This window comes from Paeniroseomonas aquatica (assembly GCF_030409335.1).
GTDB lineage: Bacteria > Pseudomonadota > Alphaproteobacteria > Acetobacterales > Acetobacteraceae > Belnapia > Belnapia aquatica.
In genome coordinates, this window is the sequence record NZ_JAUFPN010000001.1 from 1 (window position 1) to 16,829 (window position 16,829).

The following is a 16,829-nucleotide window of genomic DNA, read 5'->3' on the forward strand; positions in this document are numbered from 1 at the left end:
GGGCGGGCGGCCGGGCGACCGGCGCCGGCCGGCTGCGCCGTGCCTGCGCCGCCGGGACGGCACGGCGCTGGCCCGCCTCGGCGGCCTGGCCACTGGCGCGCGCGGCCGCCGCCTGGGGCGCGAAGGAAAGTCCGGCGAGCAGGACGGCGACGAGGGCGAGCCGCGCCGAACGGCGGGCGGCGGAGACATGGGCGCAGGAGGAAAGGTCGCGCTGCGGGGGGGCAGCGTCGGCATCAATGCGGGTCAATCGAATGGTCTCCCTGGGGGGTAGCGGGAGGTCTGAGTCTCCGGGTGCAGCGGCGAGGGTTCGGCAAGTGACGCCGCGGCGGGGGGAGCCGCGGATCGCTCCAGGTCTAATCGACCGTACCGTACCGATAGTTCCCCTGCCGCCGCCCCGGCATCCGATGGCGCGACGATGCTTGGAGGATACCTTACCTGTAGTTGAATTTCCTCGGCTTGCGCCTTTTGTCCTTAGGTGGGACTTGCGCCCCCGGCGGCTCAGCGCATCCGGGCGCGGTCCTCCCAGGCGCGGCGGCGCGCCTCCTCCTCCATCCGGCCCTCCTCCCAGGCGCGGCGGCGCGCCTCCTCCTCGCGGCGGTGCTCCCGGGCCTCGCGCCGCGCCTCGGCCTCCTGCCGGCGCGTCTCCCAGTCCTGCCGCCGGGCCTCCTCCGCCCGGCGCCGGTCCTCCCAGGCGCGGCGGCGGTGCTCCTCCTCGCGGCCGTACCCGCCCTGGCGGCGGTCGCCGTCCCAGTCGCGGCGGTCGCCGCCGCGGCCGCGCTCCGCCTCGATCCGGGCGCGGTCCTGGTCGACCCGGAAGCGCTCCTCCTCGGCCCGGCGCCGGTTCTCCTCGTCGAGGCGGCGGTTGCGGTCGTCCTCGCGCCAGGGCTGGGCCTGGGCGGCGCCGGTCAGGGCGGGGGTCAGGGCGGGGGCCAGGGCGGCAAGCAGTAGGGCACGGCGATCCATGGCGGGGCATCCCTGTGGTTGTTGCGGCGGCAACGCGCTTGACCACGCCGCGGCGGCATCGGCATGGTCGCGGCATGGCCAAGCCAAGGCGGCGCCCGGCGCCGCAGCCGGCGCCGCCCGGGCTTGTGCCGGCGCGGCCGGACCGGCAGATAGGCGGCAGCATGACCCGGCGGGAGGTTCCCGATGCCTGACCCAGACACCAAGACCATCCCCCGCCTGAAGCCCGAGCTGAAGGTCGAGCGGCCGAAGCTGCACAAGGTGCTGCTGGTGAACGACGACTTCACCCCGCGGTCCTTCGTCGTGACCGTGCTGCGCACGCAGTTCCGGCTGGACGACAGCCAGGCCCAGCGGGTGATGATGACGGCGCACCAGCGCGGCGTCTGCGTGGTGGGCGTCTTCACCCGCGAGCTCGCCGAGGAGAAGGCGACGGCGGCGACCGACATGGGCCGCCGCCAGGGCTATCCGCTGCTGTTCACGACCGAGCCGGAGGAGTAGCCGCCCCGCCTCAGTCCATCGCCGCATGCGCCGGGTCGGCCGCGGCGGCCCTGGGCGGCCGCTGCATCAGCGGCAGCAGCACCAGCATCGACAGCGCCAGCACCATCAGCAGCCAGAAATCGTCGGCATAGGCGATGATGCTGGCCTGCCGCGTGATCTCCTGGTTCAGCAGGGCCGCCCCCTGGGTCGTCGCCGGGTTCCACCACTGATGCACCGCCGGCAGGTCGAAGGCCCGGTTGAGCGGCGAGGCATGCATCGCCAGGTCGGCATGCACCACCTGGGTGTTGCGCGTCAGCATCGCCGCCATGGCGGAGATCCCGATCGCGCTGCCGAGGTTCCGCATCAGGCTGATGAGCGAGGTCCCGTCGGTCCGCAGCTTCGGATCCAAGGTGGCGAAGGCCACCAGGTTCAGCGGGATGAAGACGAAGCCCAGGCCCATGCCCTGCACGATGGTCGTGGTCACCAGGGTGAACATCGAGACGTCGGGCGTCCAGCGCGTCATCTCCCAGAGCGTCCAGGACAGCATCAGCACGCCGACCGCCATCACCTTGCGCGGGTCGATCACACTCGCCAGCCGCCCGGCCAGGAACATCGCCGCCATGGTGCCGAGGCCGCGCGGCGCCATGGCCAGCCCTGCGGTGAAGACCGGGTAGTCCGCCAGCGTCTGCAGGTAGGGCGCCAGCAGCGCCGAGGTCGCCAGCAATATGGCGCCGACCGCGAACATGATGCCGAGCCCGGCGACGAAGTTGCGGTTGGCGAAGATCGGCGGCGGGATGAAGGGGCGCTCGGCGGTCGCCATGTGCACGACGAAGAGGTAGATGCCCAGCCCCGCCAGCACCGCCTCGACGATGATCTCGGTCGAGCCGAACCAGTTCAGCAGCTCGCCGCGGTCGAGCATGATCTGCAGCGCGCCGATCCCCAAGGCCAGCACGCCGAAGCCGAACCAGTCGAAGCCATGGCCGCGGGCGTTCTCCTCCCGAGGCAGGAACAGCCAGAGCCCGAGGAAGGCGAGGATGCCGAAGGGCAGGTTCACGTAGAAGACCCAGCGCCAGTTCCAGCTCTCGGTCAGCCAGCCGCCGAGGGTCGGGCCGAGGATGGGCCCGACCATCACCCCCATGCCCCAGATCGCCATGGCCGAGCCGCGCTGCTCCGGCGGGTAGATGTCGAGCATGGTCGATTGGCTGAGCGGCACCAGCGCCGCGCCGAAGGCGCCCTGCAGCAGCCGGAAGAAGACCATCTGTGGCAGCGACTGCGCCGCGCCGCACAGCACGGAGGCCAGGGTGAAGCCGCCGACCGAGGCGAGGAAGACCGCCCGCCGGCCGAACCGCCCGGCGAGGAAGCCGACCGGCGCGGTCAGGATGGCGGCCGCGGTGATGTAGCTGGTCAGCACCCAGGTGATCTGGTCCGAGGTCGCCGCCAGCCCGCCCTGCATGTAGGGCAGCGCGACATTGGCGATGGTCCCGTCGAGCGCCTGCATCAGCGTCGCCACCATGGCGCAGACCGTGATGATGGCGCGGTTCGGGACCTTCTCGCCCGGGCCCACGGCGGCCATCAGAAGATGTCCGACAGGTGCCGCACATGCCCCGTGTCGATGGAGACCACCGCGCTCATGCCCGCCCGCAGCTGCGGCCCGCCTTCCGGCTGCTCGACCCGGATCCGCACCGGGATGCGCTGCACCACCTTCACCCAATTGCCGGAGGCATTCTGCGCCGGCAGCACGCTGAAGGTGGAGCCCGAGGCCGGGCTGATGCTCTCGACCGCCGCCTTCCAGGTCACCCCGGGATAGGTATCGATCGTGACGGTCGCCGCGTCGCCCGGCTTCACATGCGTGAGGTCGGTCTCCTTCGGCAGCGCATCCACCCAGACCTGCTCGCCCGAGACCAGGGCGAAGGCCGGGGTCGCGGCGCCGAGGTACTGCCCGGGCTGCAGGGTCGAGACTTGCGTGACGATGCCGGAGAAGGGCGCCCGCAGGGTCGCGTGGTCGAGCTGGCGCTGCGCCTCGGCCAGCCTGGCCGCGGCCTCGAGGTAGTCGGGGTGCTGCTCGACCGGCGCATCCGCGGTGCCGCCGAGCTTGGCGAGCTGGACCTTGGCCTGGGCGCGCAGCGATTCCAGCGTCTGCTGCGCCTGCTGCAGCCCGTAGCGCCCCTGGTCGTAGGTCGAGCGCGAGACCGCGCCGCTCGAGACGATCTGGGCGCTGCGGTCGAAGGTCGCCTGTGCCAGCTGCACCGCCGCCTCCTGCGCCGAGACGTCGCGCTGCAGCCGGGTGTAGTCGGCCTGCATCGCCGCCAGGTTCAGCCCGGTCTGCTGCAGCTGCGCCTTCGCCTGGTCGAGCGCGTGGCGGAAGGGCGCCTCATCCAGCTGCACCAGCACCTGGCCGGCGGCGACGCGGTCGCCCTCATGCACCGCGATGCGCTGCACGATGCCGCTCACGTCGGTCGCCAGCAGCAGCCGGTCGGCCTGGACATAGGCGTCGTCGGTGCCGGCGTAGCGGCCGCCGTTCAGCCAGAACAGGCCGGAGCCGACCACCACGGCGACGACGCCGCCGGCCATCAGCGCCGGCCGCAGCCAGCGCGGCCGCCGCCGCGGCGCCTCGGCCACCGTCTCGGCCGGGGCGTCCGGCGTCTCCACGCGCATCGATCCTTCGGGCATTGTCGCTCTCTCAGGCAGCCGCGCCGGCGGCGTCGCTCTCGGCCCCGGCCAGCAGGTTGGTCTTCATCGCCAGCAGGGCCGCCATGGCCGCGGCGCGCTGCGCCTCGGGCAGGCCGCGGGTCGCCGCCGCGTCGAAGGCGCGGCGCGCGGCATCGATCTCGGCCAGCGCCAGCGCCGCCTCCGGCCGCAGGTGCAGCCGCCAGCAGCGGCGGTCGGCCGGGTCGGCCCGGCGCTCGATCATGCCGCGCGCCGCCAGCCTGTCGACCAGCCGGCCGACGGTGATCGGCTCGACCTCGAGCAGCTCGGCCAGCTCGCGCTGGGTCAGCCCGTCGTGCCGGCGCAGCCGGGCGAGGATCATCCACTGCGCCCGGGTCATGCCATGGGCGCGTGCCCGGCGGTCGGCCAGGGTGCGGACCAACCGGGCCACGTCGGTCAGCAGGATCAGCAGGTCGTCGGGCGGCGGGGAATTCGGCATCGGGGGTCACTCACGCGGCTGAAGATAAGCCACGTTATCATAACCGCAAGACCGGGTCGCGGTTGCCATGCGCTCGGCGCATCCCGCCGATGCGCTCAGCCCCGGCGGAAGCCCTCCCGGTCCGCGGTGACCAGCGCCGCCATCCGCCGGGCGGCGTCGCGCAGCCAATCCGCCGGCAGGCCGGCCAGCGCCGCCCGCACCGCCGCCGCCGCTGGCATGCAGGTTGGCCATCTCCCCGCCCATGGCGCCGAGCAGGGCGGCAGGGCATCGATCCCCGCACAGAATTTGGCCCGGGCGGCCGGCTCCGGCGCGGCGAAGGCGCGCAGCGCCACATGCGCCTCGTCCAGCACGAAGCCGCGCGGCGTCGCCAGCCGGGCGGCATGGCCCGCCAGCACCGCCGCCGCCGCCTCGCGCGAGCGCGGCGCGGCGCGGTGGGCGCCAGCAGGGCGCCGTCGTCGAGCCCGTTCACCCCCGGGCCAGCCGCCCCTCGGCATCCCGCCAGGTGCCGAAATTGGCGAGGTGCGCGTCGCCGCTGCTCGGCACCGACGGCGCCGCCGGCAGGCCGAGCGAGGGAGACTGCGCGGCGAAGCGGAAGCAGGTGGCACGGAGGAAGGCGAAGGCACCCTTCGCCATCTTCCGCCGCCTGGTCGCCAGCGCCCCCGGCACCACCGCGCAGTGGCGGCCGAGGCCGCGATGGAGTCAGTACTCGAACTCATACGAAAGCCCCACCCGGTCCCCCGCCGGCCCGGTCGCGGTCTGGCCCTCGAGCTTGATGTTCGGGGTGATCTCCACCTGCACCCCGACCCCGGTCTGGCCGCCGTTGGTGCCCTGCCGCACCCCGAGGAAGACCCCGGGCGCCACGTAGCGACCGGCCTCGACCGCCGCGGCGTTGCTGCCCTCGGCGCTGCTCACCCCGAGCCGGTCGAGGCCGAGCGCGTTGCGCACCCGGTCGAGCGGGTTCGAGCCGCCGCCGACGCCGGTGAGCTGCGCCAGCGCCGCCGCGAGCTGGGCGATCTCGAAGGGGCTGAGGTTGCCGGTCGCGCGGTCGAACAGCAGCCGGGCCAGCACCTCGTCCTGGGGCAGTTCCGGCGAGGAGGTGAACTTCACCTCCGGCGCCGTCGGGGTGCCGGTGATGGCGATGGTGATGGTCGTGCTCCGCACCGTCGACTGCGCCGCCAGGTCGAGCTGCGGCACCAGCGTGCCCGAGACGAAGCCGATGTTGCCGCGCTGGAAGGTCAGCTTCCGCGTGAGGATGTCGAGTGTCCCGCGCTTCAGGGTCAGCGCGCCCGAGGGCACCGGCGCGGCGGTGGTGCCGCCGACCTGGACCTCGCCGCCCATCTCGACGTCGATGCCCCGGCCGCGGATGAAGACCCGCTGCGCCACCACCTTCACCGCCAGGCTCAACGGTGGCCCCGGCGGCGGCGGGTGGGCGACGGGCGGCGGCGGCCGCACCACCCCCGGCGGGGTCCGGCCGCGCTCGCGCACGTTGGTCAGGGTCGGCACGCTGGCGGGCAGGGTGTTCGGCACCCGGATCTCCGCCTGGTCGATCCGCACCTCGCCGGCGATGGCGCCGCCGCCGGTCAGCGGCCCGGTCACCCGGAGGTCGGCGCCGATGGTGGCCGTCACCAGCTCGGAGTTCACCGGCCGGGCATTCCGCGCCCGGATGGTCAGGTCGGCCGGGAAGCCCGGCGCGCCGGCATCGACCGAGCCGGTGACGCCGATGGTCCCGCCGCCGACGGTCCTGCCCTCCAGCCGCTCGATCACCAGCCTCGTGCCGTCGCCGGTGACCACGCCGCCGATGTCCGACAGCCGCACCCCGGTGCTGGCATTGCGGTAGTCGCCGCCGCTCAGCGTGGCCCGGCCGCCGAAGCGCGGCGCGCCGAGGGTGCCGTCCGCGCGCAGGGCGAGGGCCAGCCGCCCGGTCGCCCGGTCGGCGCCGGCGGCCAGGAAAGGCCCGGCCAGCGGCGCCAGGTTCAGGCTGCCGTCCAGCGTCGCCGCCAGCGCCCCGCCCGGGCCGAAGCCGCCGGGGGCGAAGGCGCTCGGCAGCCGCGCCGTCGCGGTGATGCTGCCGGCCGGCCCGGCGCCGATCTCGGCGCGGGCCTGGGTGGTGTCGCCGACCATGCTGCCCTCCGCCTTCAGGGTCAGCAGCGGCAGGCCGCGCGCCCAGTCGGCGCCGAGCCCGATGCCGGTGCCGGCGAGCGTGCCCCGTATCTCCGGCCTGGCCACCGGCCCGGTCGCCCGCACCTCGCCGCTCAGCATGCCGCGCGGGGCGAGGTCCGGGGCGAAGCGCTGGGCCAGGGCGAGCGGCAGGGCGGCGATGGTCAGCCCCATGTCCGCCCGCTCCGGCCCCCAGCGCCCGGCCGCCTGCAGCCGCCCGCCCTGGCCGATGGCCAGCGCCAGCCCGGCCACCTCCACCCCGCCGTCGCCGCCGAGCTGCACCCGCGCCGGGCCGGCGAGGCGGATGGTCTCCTCCATCGCCCTGGCCTCCAGCGCCGCGAGGTCGAGCCGCCAGCCGCCATCCGCCGCCGTCACCTTACCGCGGCCCGAGAGGTCGCCCGCCGTCGCCCGGCCGCGGAGCGTCCAGTCCAGCGCCTGCGGGGTGCCGGCGACCGTCGCGGCGAGACTGCCTTCCTGCCCGGCATAGCCGAGGCGCGGCGCATCCAGCTTCAGGTCGAAGCCCTGCACCCCGTCGCGCGGCGCCAGCGCCGCCTCCAGCACCAGCCGTCCGGCGAGGCCGGCGACGCCGGCCAGCCGGCCGAGCGGCGCCAGGTCGGTCGCCTCCAGCCGGGCGGTGCCGTCGAACAGCTTCGCCGCCGCATCGAGCCGGCCGGTCGCGGTCAGCCGGGCCGGGCCGAGCCTGGCCTCGGCCGCTTCGATCTGCACCGCCTCGCCGTCGGGCCGGCCGCGGAAGTCGAGGCTCACCGGCATCCCGTCCAGGGTTGCCACCAGCCTAGCGGTGCCGCGCGGCGCCGAGGCCGGGGTCGCCACCTGCGCCTCGAGCTTCAGCGCCTCCAGCACCCGTCCCGCCGCGGCGATCCGCCCGGATTGCGCCGAGACGGTCAGGTCGGGGTCGGCCAGCCGGCCGGCGGCATGGACCCGCGCCTCCAGCGCCCCCTCCGAGCCGGCGCCGAGCACCTCCAGCCGCGGCAGCGAGGCCTCGAGGTCGAGGGCGATCGGCTCGGCCAGCGTTCCCTTCGCCGCCAGCCGTCCCTCGGCCCCGGTCAGCACCGCATCGAGGCTCGGGCCGGGCAGGGCGGCCTGCAGCGCCAGCCGCGGCGCCGGGCCGAGCACCGCATCGGCCTGGGCGACGCCGGTCGCCAGCCCCTGCGGCTGCGCGGTCAGGTCGATCGCCGGGGCGGCGATGGTGCCGGTGACCTGCGCCTCCGCGGCCACCCCGGTCCAGGCCAGCCCGGCCGGCAGCAGCGCGCCGAATTTCCGGGATTCGACCAGGGCCAGGACCAACCGCAGGTCCAGCGCCTCGGTGCCGAGATCGACGCCACCCTTCGCCGTCACCGTCCCGGCCGGCAGGGCCAGCGACAGGTCCCGCAGCGCCAGCCGCCGGTTCGCCGGCAGGTCGGCATCGAGCGCGAAGCCCAGCGGCATCGCCAGCGGCCGCAGCTCGGCCGGCAGCAGCGGTGCCGCCCGGGCCTCGCCGCGCAGGGTCGCGCCGAAGCCGCCATCCGGCGTCGCCCGCACCATCCCCGATGCCTGCAGCCCGACCGCCTCGCCGATGCCCGCCCGCAGGTCCAGCGCCGCGCCCGAGGCCGGGCCGTCCAGCGTCATCGCCAGGTGCAGCGGCGCCTCGCCCCAGCCGCCTTCGGGCGGCGGGATGAAGCCCGCCACCAGCCCGCCCGGCGCCTCGTCGAAGGTCAGCCGGGCCGAGAGCCGGTCCGCCGCCGGGGTCAGCGCCAGGTTCAGCGATGCCCGGGCCTCGGCGTCCAGCCGCCGCAGGTCGAGCGCCGCCAGCAGCCCGCCCGATTCCAGCCGGGCATTGCCGTCGAGTGCGAAGACCGCCGCCTGGCCCAGCACCGGGGCGCCGAGCTCGATCCGGCCGATCGCCAGCCGGTCGAGCGCGACGGCCACGGGCAGGCTGGGCAGGCTCGGCAGCACCGTCTCGCCCGGCGGCGTGGGCGGCGCCTCGGGCCCGGCCGCCGGCAGCCGCGCCAGCGCGACCCGCGCCGCCTCCAGGCGTTCGACGCGCAGGGTGCCCGAGAGCAGCGCCGTCAGGTCGAGCGCGACCTGGCCGTCCTCCAGCACCACCCATTCGCCTTCGGCATCGGCATAGCCGAGCCGGGCGAAGCCGAGCCGCCCCGGCAGCGGCCCGCGCAGCCCCTCGATCCGCAGCCCGGGGACGAAGCCCGCCGCCTGGCGCTGGAGGAACTCCCGGCCGCCCTCGGTATTCACCCAGGCCAGCCCGCCGGCGAGCAGCGCCACCGGCACGAGAATCAGCAGCGCCAGGGCGCCCATCACCCATTTCACGATGCGCATGCTCAGAACGCCTGGCCGATGCCGACGTAGAGACCGTAGCCGGAGGAACCGGGCTGCCGCACCACCGGCAGCGCCACGTCGGCCCGCACCGGGCCGATGGCGGTGTAGTAGCGGACGCCGAGGCCGGCACCGACCCGCAGGTTCGAGGTATCCGGCAGCGAGGAATTGCTGACCGCGCCGGCATCGACGAAGGCGACGGCGCCGAAGTCGCCGTAGACCCGCTGCCGCCACTCGAGGCTGCCCTCGACCAGGCTGGCGCCGCCATTGGGCCGGTTGCGCTCGTCGCGCGGGCCGATCGACTGGTAGTCGAAGCCGCGGACCGAGCCGCCGCCGCCGGCGTAGTAGCGCAGGTGGCGTGGCACGTCGGCTCGGCCGGCGCCGAGCAGCGAGCCGAGGCCGCCGCGCACCGCCAGGATGCTGCGGCGGTCGCCCAGCACGTCCCAGTAGGTGCTGGCGACCAGCCGCAGCGGCACAAAGGGGGCATTGTCCCGCAGGCTGTAGGAGGGGGTGACGGTGCCCTCGGCGCGCCAGCCCTTGGACGGGTCGAGCAGGCTGTCGGTGCCGTCGTAGCGGCCGCCGAACAGCACGCCGACGATCTGGTAGGGGGTCAGCGTCCCGCCGGGCGGGCCGATGCTGCCGAATTCGGCGGTCGGCCCGGCGCGGACCGTCCATTGCTCGGTCAGCCGGCGTTCGAGGAACAGCGAGGCGGTGGCGGCGTCCCGGTCGTAGGCCTCCAGCCGCTCGCGCAGCGCGCCGATGCTGGCGACCAGCGTCAGGTCGCGGCCGAAGACGCCGGGGCTGCGGTAGGTCGCGCCGGTGCGGTAGGTCATCTGGTCGAGCGCGCCGCCGGTGCCGATCCGCGCCACCTCGCCCTCGATGCGCAGCCGCTCGGCGCCGCCGAACAGGTTGCGGTGCTCCCAGTAGACCTTCACCGTCGGGCCGTAATTGGTCTCGTAGGCGGCGGTCACGCCGACCGCGTGCCGGGCCCGCTCGCTGACCGTGAAGGTGGTCGGCAGCCGGCCCTCGGCATCGAGCCGCTCCGCCGCCCGGGCCCGGACCGAGCCGAAGGGGCCGAGCGCCATCATCTCCCGCCGCGCCTTCTCGAGCGTCGCCGGGCTGTAGGGCTCGCCGGCGATCCGCCCGGCCTGGCGGCGCAGGAAGTCGGGGTCGACGCCGACCGCGCCCTCGACCACCGGCGGGGCGAAGGTCGCCGCCGGGCCGGGCGCGAGCCGCCAGGCGATCTCCATGGTCCTGGCGCCGTGGTCCACCGTGGTGTCCCGCCCGGCCTGCACCGCCAGCGGATGCCCCGCGGCCAGCAGCCGGTCGAGCAGGATCCGCTCCGCCGCCAGCACCGGCTCGGCCCGGGCGACGTCGCCGGGGGCGATGCCGAAGGGGGTGGCGACGGCGGCATCCACCACCGGCTGCTCCGCCGGCTCGGTGCCGCGCACGGCGATGCTGGAGACCCGGTAGGCCTGGCCGGGCTCGACCGTGATCCGCACCGGCACCGGGGTGCCCCGCGGCGCCGCCTCGAGCCGGGCGAGCAGCTCGGGGTCGCCGAGCGGGGTGCCGTCGATGGTGATGCGGGCGACCCCGGCCCAGTAGCCCTCCGAGCGCAGCGCCTGCTGCAGCCGCTCCCGGTCGCCCTCGGCGCGGCCGAGCACGCCGCCGACGCTGGTCGGCGCCTGCTCGCGCAGGCTGACCAGCTGGGACACCGCCGAGAGCGCCGCATCCAGCCGGGAATCGCCGCTCGGCACCACCTCCACGGCATAGGGCAGGGTCGCGTCCGCCGGCGGCATCGGTGCCGGCTCTGGCGCTTGTGCCCTGGCCTGGGCCAGGCCGGCGAGCAGGAACAGGGACGGCAGGGAGCGGAGGAATCGTTGCACGGCGTTCAAGCGATTTCCTGGCGCAAGGGTTTCCCGGCCGCGCCGCTTTCGCCGCGCCGGGGGCCGGCGGCACGGGACGGCGGCGCCGGCGTCTTGCCACGGATGCCGCCGCGGCCGAAGCCCCCCCCCCAAGGGGCCAACCCGGGCGCCATGCCAGACGCGGCGGAACCCGTTGGCGCGAGCCCGGGCGGGGAGGGGTTCTCCCGGCCGGAATCCCCATTAGGATATGGGCATGGATCAAGCCCTTGCCGAGACCCTCACCGGGTGGCGCCGCCACCTGCACGCCAACCCGGGGCTGACCCTGCACGAGGGGCAGACCGCCGCCTTCGTGGCGGAGAAGCTGCGCGCCATGGGCGTCGAGGTGACCGAGGGCGTCGGCGGCCATGGCGTGGTCGGCACCCTCCGCCGCGGCAAGGGCGGCGCCTCGAACCGCTCGGTCGGGCTGCGCGGCGACATGGACGCGCTGCCGATCCAGGAGCTGAACGCCCTGCTGCCGCACCGCTCCACCATCCCCGGCGTCATGCATGCCTGCGGCCATGACGGCCATACCACCGCGCTGCTCGGCGCCGCGGCGCTGCTGGCGGCCGACGAGAGCTGGACCGGCACCATCCAGCTGGTCTTCCAGCCGGCCGAGGAGGGCGGCGGCGGCGCCCGGTCGATGATCGCCGACGGGCTGTTCCAGCGCTTCCCGATGGAGCGGATCTTCGGCTGGCACAATTGGCCGGGGCTCGAGGCCGGGACCATCGCGGTGCACGACAGCGCGGTCATGGCCGCCGGCGCCCGCTTCGAGATCATCTTCGAGGGCCATGCCGGCCATGCCGCGCTGCCGCACCTGACGCGCGACCCGATGATCGGCGCCGGGCACTGCATCGTGGCGCTGCAGTCCATCGTCGCCCGCAACATCGACCCGATGCAGGCCGCGGTCGTCAGCGTGACGGTCGCCGAGGCCGGGGAGGCGCAGAACCAGGTCGCCGCCCGCGCCACGCTGAAGGGCACCGCCCGCTGGCTGACCGCCGAGACCGGGGAGGCGATCGAGACCGGCATGCGCCGGATCGCCGCCGGCATCGCCGCCACCTTCGGGCTGGAGGCCGAGGTGGTCTTCAAGGTCGGCGTCGCGCCGACGGTGAACCACCCGGCCGAGCGCGAGGCCGCCGCCGCCGCCGCCGGCGCCGTCACCCGGGTGCGGCGCGACCTGCTGCCGGCCATGACCGGGGAGGATTTCTCCTTCTTCCTGCAGCAGGTGCCCGGCGCCTTCGTCTGGATCGGCAACGGCCCCGGCGAGGGCGGCCGTGAGCTGCACAACCCGGCCTACGACTTCAACGACGCCATCCTGCCGGTCGCCAGCGGCTTCCTGGCCGAGGTGGCGAAGCGGGCGCTGGCCGGGGATTAGCTTGCCTTCGGCCGGTTTGTTAGGATATTGATCCTATGTCGCCGCCCTTCCCACGTCCGGGGCGGGGCCCGGCGGCGGGGTCGCCCAATTCCTCAATTCTAAAATTTCCGCGCCTTTTTGCCGGTTTCTCAAGGGGTTGAGGCCCGGCTGTTTTACGGATTTGAGCCGAATTGAGCGGAGTTGAGCCGAATTGATCGGCGCCCAGGCCCCCTCGGCCGGACGGATTCGCCGGCCGACCCGCGCCGGGCTATCCAGCCCGGATGGCTCCCGCCCCCCCGTCCTGGCGCCCGCTGACCCCGGCCGACCTGCCCGCCGTGCTCGCCCTGGCCGCGGCGATGCACCCGGGCTACCCCGAATCCCCGGCGGTCTTCGCCGACCGGCTGGCGCTGGCGCCGGGCTTCTGCCGCGTCCTGCCCGGCCCGGAGGCGCCCCTGGGCTACGCCATCGCCCATCCCTGGGCCGGCCCGGCGCCGCCGGCCCTGGACACGGTCCTCGGCGCGCTGCCGCCGCGGCCGGACCGGCTGCACCTGCATGACATCGTGCTGGCCCCGGCGGCCCGCGGCACCGGCCAGGCCCGGGCGGTGGTGGCGGCGCTGCTGCAGGCCGCCGCCGCCGCCGGCCTCGCCGGCGCCAGCCTGCTCGCGCTGCCCGGCAAGGCTGGGTACTGGGCCGGCCTCGGCTTCGCGCCGGACCCGCTGCCGCCCGGCCCGGCGCTGGCCAGCTACGGGGCCGGCGCCCTGCCCATGGCCCGGCGCCTCAGCCGAGGCGGGCCCTGAGCCAGGCGGCGGCCTCGGCCACCGCCCGCTGCGCCGCGCCGACCGAGCCCACCGCCCGCAGGAAGCCATGCACCGTGCCGGGGAAGACCCGGCTCTCGACCGTGACGCCGGCGGCGCGCAGCCGGGCCGCCATGGCATGGTTCTCATGCGCCAGCACGTCGAGCTCGGCGATGTGCAGCAGGCAGGGCGGCAGGCCTTCGAGCCCGGCCCGCAGCGGCGCCGCCAGCGGGTTCAGCCGGTCGGCCGGGCGGGGGGCATAGGCCTCCCAATAGAAGCGCATGCGTTCCTCGTTCAGCCCGTAGCCGCTGGCGAATTCGCGGTAGCTTGGGGTATCGAGTCGGCTGTCGAAAACGCCGTAGTTTAGCAGCAACCCGCGCAGCGGGACCGGTGCCGGCCCGTCGCGCAGGGACAGCGCGAGCCCGGCGGCGATATTGGCCCCGGCCGAATCGCCGCCGAGCACGATGCGCGCCGGGTCGAGCCCCCAGGCGGCACCGCCCGCCGGGCCCTCGGCGGCGATCCAGCGCAGCACCGCCTCGCATTCCTCGAGCGCCTGGGGGAAGACCGCCTCCGGGCTCAGCGCATAATCCGGGCCGATGACGGCGCAGCCGGCGGCGACGGCGTATTCGCGCATCAGCCGGTCGTGGGTGTCGATGCTGTTCCAGACCCAGCCGCCGCCGTGGACATAGAGCAGCACCGGATGCGGCCCCGGCCCGGCCGGCAGGTGCACCCGGCACTGGATCCGCCGGCCGCGCACCGGCAGCCAGCGGTCGCCGCTGACCGCGGGCTGCGGCCCGCCCTCGCAGAGCGGCAGGTTCAGTGCCTCGGTCAGGGCGCGCGGGGTGTCGAAGGGCAGCGCCAGCCGGATCGGCGGCAGGGCGGCGGCGCGGTCCTCCATCATCCGGTTGAAGGCCGCCATCTCCGGGTCCATCCGTCGATCCATCGCCATCGCTCCCTCGTCCTGCCCGGCCAGTGGAAAACGCCGCCGTCGCGGCGGCAAGGGACTATGCTTGCGGCGACCCTCCTCCAGGACCATGCTGCATCGCACCATGCCCGAGATGATTCCGCGCAGCGTTACCCCGGGCTACCAGGCCCGCGCCCTCTTCCGCCCCCGCAGCCTGGTGCTGGTGGCCGATCCGGCCCAGCCCGAGGCGGCGATCCTGGCCGCCAACATCGCCGCCGGCGGCTTCCAGGGCACCGCCTATGCCATCGGCCCGGAGGTGCCCGGGCTGGTCCCGGCGGCGGACATTGCCGGCCTGCCGCAGCCGCCCGACCTCGCGGTGCTCTGCCTGCCGCCGGCGGCGCTCGAGCCGGCGATGGCGGCGCTGGCCCGGCGCGGCTGCTTCGCCGCCATCGTGCCCGGCCCGGCCCCGGGGCTCGCCGCCGTCTCGGCCCGCACCGGCGTGCGGGCGCTGGGCCAGGGCAGCTTCGGCCTCTGCATCCCGGCGATCGGGCTGAATGCCTCGCTCTCCCATATCGCACCGAGCCCGGGGCGGCTGGCGCTGGTGACGCAGTCGGCGGCGCTGGCCCGCGCCGTGCTGGACTGGGCGGCGGCGGAGAAGCTCGGCTTCAGCCATGTCATCGGCATCGGCGGCAATGCGACGCTTGGCTTCGCCGCCTCGCTCGACTGGCTGGCGCGGGATGCCGGGACCGGCGCGGTGCTGCTCGACCTGCGCCGGGTGCGGAACCGCCGGCAGTTCGTCTCGGCCGCCCGGGCCACCGCCCGCACCCGGCCGGTGCTGGCGATCCGCGCCGGCAGCCGCGTCGCCGATCCCTCCGGCCTCGCCGATTCGGTGATGAATGCGGCGCTGCGCCGGGCCGGGGTGCTGCGCGTCTCGGGGCTGGAGGATCTGCTCTCGGCGGCCGAGACCCTGGCCCGGGTCCGGCTGCGCCCGGTCGCCACCCCGGCCGGCGGCGCCCTGCCGCAGACCCGGATCGGCGTGGTGACCAATGGCATCGGCCTCGGCCACCTGGCGGCTGATGCGGTCATCGCCGCCGGCGGCCAGCTGGCCGAGCTGCGGCCGGAGTCGCTGACCGCCTTCTCCCTGCTGCTGCCGCCGGGCTGGGGGCCCGGCAATCCGATGTCGCTCGGCCCCGCCGCCGGGCCGCGGCTGGCCGAGGCCGCCGCCATGCTGGCCGGGCTGCCGGAGGTCGACGTGGTGCTGGCCCTGCATGCCCCGGCGCCGGGGGAGGCGCCGCCGGGCGCCGCCGATGTCGCCGCCGAGGCGATGATCGCCGCCGCCCGCGCCGGGGCCGGCCGGGCGGCGCCGATCCTGGTCGGCTGGACCGGCCAGGCGACCGCCGGCCGCCAGCGCCGGGCCATGGCGGAGGCCGGGCTCGCGGTCTTCGCCACGCCGGAGGCGGCGGTGCGCGGCGCCCTGCATCTGGCCGCCGACCGCCGCAACCGCGCCGCCGCCGCCGAGCTGCCCTCGCGCGAGGTGCTCGAATTCGCCGCCGACCGCGGCGCCGTGCGGCAGGTCTTCGCGGCCGCCCGTGCCGCCGGCCGGCTGGAGCTGACCGAGGAGGCGGCGCTGGCGGTGCTTGCCGCCTATGGCATCCCGACGGTGCCCGGCCGCCGCGCCGCCGGCCCGGCCGAGGCGGCGGACGCCGCCGCCATGCTGGGCTTCCCGGTGGCGCTGAAGATCCTCAGCCCCGACGTGGTGCACAAGAGCGATATCGCCGCGGTGGTGCTCGGCCTCGCCAGCCCGCGGGCGGTGCGGGAGGCGGCGGCGGCCATGCTGGCCCGGGTGCGGGCGGCGCGGCCGGAGGCGCGGATCGAGGGTCTGCTGGTGCAGCGCCAGGCGGCCCGCGCCCTCGAGCTGCGGCTGCGGCTCGGCGAGGATGCAATGTTCGGCCCCTGGATCGGCTTCGGCCAGGGCGGCACCGCGGCCGACCTCGCGGCCGACGAGGCCTACGACCTGCCGCCGCTGAACCTGGCGCTGGCCGGGCAGCTCATCGGCCGGTCCCGCACCGCGCGGCTGATGGCGGGCTACCGCGACCACCGGCCGGCCAATCGCGGCGCCGTGGCGGAGGCGCTGGTGCGGCTCTCCCAGCTCGCGGTCGACTTCCCCGAGATCGCCGCGCTCACCATCAATCCGCTCTTCGCCGATGCCGATGGGGTGCTGGCGGTGGATGCGGCACTCGCCCTGCGCCCGGCGGGGGAGCATTCCGAGCTCTCCATCCCGCCCTATCCGGCGGAGCTCGCCCGGCCCTTCCGGACCCGCGCGGGCGAGGTGCTGACGATCCGGCCGATCCGGCCGGAGGATGCCGCGGCCCATGCCGAGGCCTTCCACCGGCTGGACCCGGAGGATGTGCGGCGGCGGTTCTTCTCGCCGCTGAAGGAGATGTCGCCGGCGCTGGTCGCCCGGCTGACGCAGATCGACTACGACCGCGAGATGGCCTTCATCGCCACCCGCCAGGCGGCCGACGGCACCGACCAGACCGTGGGCGTGGCCCGGCTGATCCGCGACCCGGGGGCGGCGGCCGCCGAATTCGCCGTGGTGGTGGAGCAGGCGATGAAGGGGCAGGGGGTGGGCCGCCACCTGATGGAGCGGCTGTTCGAATGGGGCCGCAGCGTCGGCGTGCAGGAGGTCGCCGGGCACGTGCTGGCCGACAACCGCCCCATGCTGGCCTTCGTCCGCGGCCTCGGCTTCACCCTGAAGCGCTCGGCCGAGGAGGAGGAGGTGATGGAGGCGCGCCTCTCCCTCTAGCCG

14 protein-coding genes are annotated in these 16,829 nt (G+C 75.6%); 4 read left to right on the forward strand and 10 right to left on the reverse strand.

Features of this window, described 5'->3' with window-relative positions; genetic code table 11:
• Both QWZ14_RS00005 and QWZ14_RS00010 read right to left on the reverse strand, forming a co-directional pair.
• Positions 1 to 247: hypothetical protein (locus QWZ14_RS00005; RefSeq protein ID WP_290314492.1), on the reverse strand; the 247-nt coding region annotated here is incomplete at its 3' end.
• A 251-nt stretch (positions 248 to 498) separates the two neighbouring features.
• Positions 499 to 963, reverse strand: coding sequence for a hypothetical protein (locus tag QWZ14_RS00010; protein ID WP_290314493.1), 465 nt, complete (start codon positions 961 to 963; stop codon positions 499 to 501).
• Positions 964 to 1,146: 183 nt separating this feature from the next.
• Between QWZ14_RS00010 and clpS the strand changes: the two genes are divergently transcribed.
• Positions 1,147 to 1,458 (forward strand): ATP-dependent Clp protease adapter ClpS, encoded by a 312-nt coding sequence (clpS, locus tag QWZ14_RS00015; protein WP_290314494.1) that lies wholly within the window; start codon positions 1,147 to 1,149, stop codon positions 1,456 to 1,458.
• Between the two features lie 10 nt (positions 1,459 to 1,468).
• On the opposite strand, the gene QWZ14_RS00020 is transcribed toward clpS, so the two are convergent.
• From QWZ14_RS00020 to QWZ14_RS00050, 7 genes are all read right to left on the reverse strand, one after another.
• Entirely contained in the window at positions 1,469 to 3,010 is a 1,542-nt protein-coding gene (locus tag QWZ14_RS00020; protein WP_290314495.1) for a DHA2 family efflux MFS transporter permease subunit, read from the reverse strand.
• Positions 3,010 to 4,086, reverse strand: coding sequence for an HlyD family secretion protein (locus QWZ14_RS00025; protein ID WP_290314496.1), 1,077 nt, complete (start codon positions 4,084 to 4,086; stop codon positions 3,010 to 3,012). Before QWZ14_RS00025 ends, QWZ14_RS00020 begins: the two co-directional genes overlap by 1 nt.
• Positions 4,087 to 4,117: 31 nt before the next feature.
• Positions 4,118 to 4,582: a MarR family winged helix-turn-helix transcriptional regulator gene (locus tag QWZ14_RS00030; protein WP_290314497.1), complete on the reverse strand. Its 465-nt coding sequence runs from the start codon at positions 4,580 to 4,582 to the stop codon at positions 4,118 to 4,120.
• A gap of 95 nt (positions 4,583 to 4,677) precedes the next feature.
• Complete coding sequence (locus QWZ14_RS00035; protein ID WP_290314498.1) at positions 4,678 to 4,977, reverse strand: hypothetical protein; 300 nt, start codon at positions 4,975 to 4,977, stop codon at positions 4,678 to 4,680.
• 70 nt (positions 4,978 to 5,047) lie between these two features.
• Positions 5,048 to 5,251 carry a DUF2252 family protein gene (locus tag QWZ14_RS00040; protein ID WP_353959244.1) on the reverse strand — a complete coding sequence of 68 codons (204 nt, stop codon included), beginning with the start codon at positions 5,249 to 5,251 and terminating at the stop codon, positions 5,048 to 5,050.
• A gap of 30 nt (positions 5,252 to 5,281) precedes the next feature.
• The gene (locus tag QWZ14_RS00045) at positions 5,282 to 9,070 is read right to left on the reverse strand and encodes a translocation/assembly module TamB domain-containing protein (RefSeq protein ID WP_290314500.1); all 3,789 of its coding nucleotides are present in this window, start codon (positions 9,068 to 9,070) and stop codon (positions 5,282 to 5,284) included.
• Positions 9,071 to 9,072: 2 nt separating this feature from the next.
• A complete protein-coding gene (locus tag QWZ14_RS00050; RefSeq protein ID WP_290314501.1) occupies positions 9,073 to 10,953 on the reverse strand; it encodes an autotransporter assembly complex protein TamA in 1,881 nt (626 codons plus the stop codon).
• 232 nt (positions 10,954 to 11,185) lie between these two features.
• On the opposite strand from QWZ14_RS00050, the gene QWZ14_RS00055 reads away from it, so the two are divergent.
• Together QWZ14_RS00055 and QWZ14_RS00060 are read left to right on the forward strand one after the other, a co-directional pair.
• Complete coding sequence (locus QWZ14_RS00055) at positions 11,186 to 12,343, forward strand: amidohydrolase (RefSeq protein WP_290314502.1); 1,158 nt, start codon at positions 11,186 to 11,188, stop codon at positions 12,341 to 12,343.
• A gap of 260 nt (positions 12,344 to 12,603) precedes the next feature.
• On the forward strand, positions 12,604 to 13,119 hold the full coding sequence (locus tag QWZ14_RS00060) for a GNAT family N-acetyltransferase (RefSeq protein WP_290314503.1): 516 nt from the start codon (positions 12,604 to 12,606) through the stop codon (positions 13,117 to 13,119).
• Here the strand turns inward: QWZ14_RS00060 and QWZ14_RS00065 are convergent.
• Entirely contained in the window at positions 13,100 to 14,059 is a 960-nt protein-coding gene (locus tag QWZ14_RS00065; protein ID WP_290314504.1) for an alpha/beta hydrolase, read from the reverse strand. The two genes, QWZ14_RS00060 and QWZ14_RS00065, sit on opposite strands and share 20 nt — an antisense overlap.
• Before the next feature lie 106 nt (positions 14,060 to 14,165).
• Here QWZ14_RS00065 and QWZ14_RS00070 point away from each other — a divergent pair, with 106 nt between their 5' ends.
• Positions 14,166 to 16,826 carry a bifunctional acetate--CoA ligase family protein/GNAT family N-acetyltransferase gene (locus tag QWZ14_RS00070; RefSeq protein WP_290314505.1) on the forward strand — a complete coding sequence of 887 codons (2,661 nt, stop codon included), beginning with the start codon at positions 14,166 to 14,168 and terminating at the stop codon, positions 16,824 to 16,826.
• Positions 16,827 to 16,829: the final 3 nt, after the last annotated feature.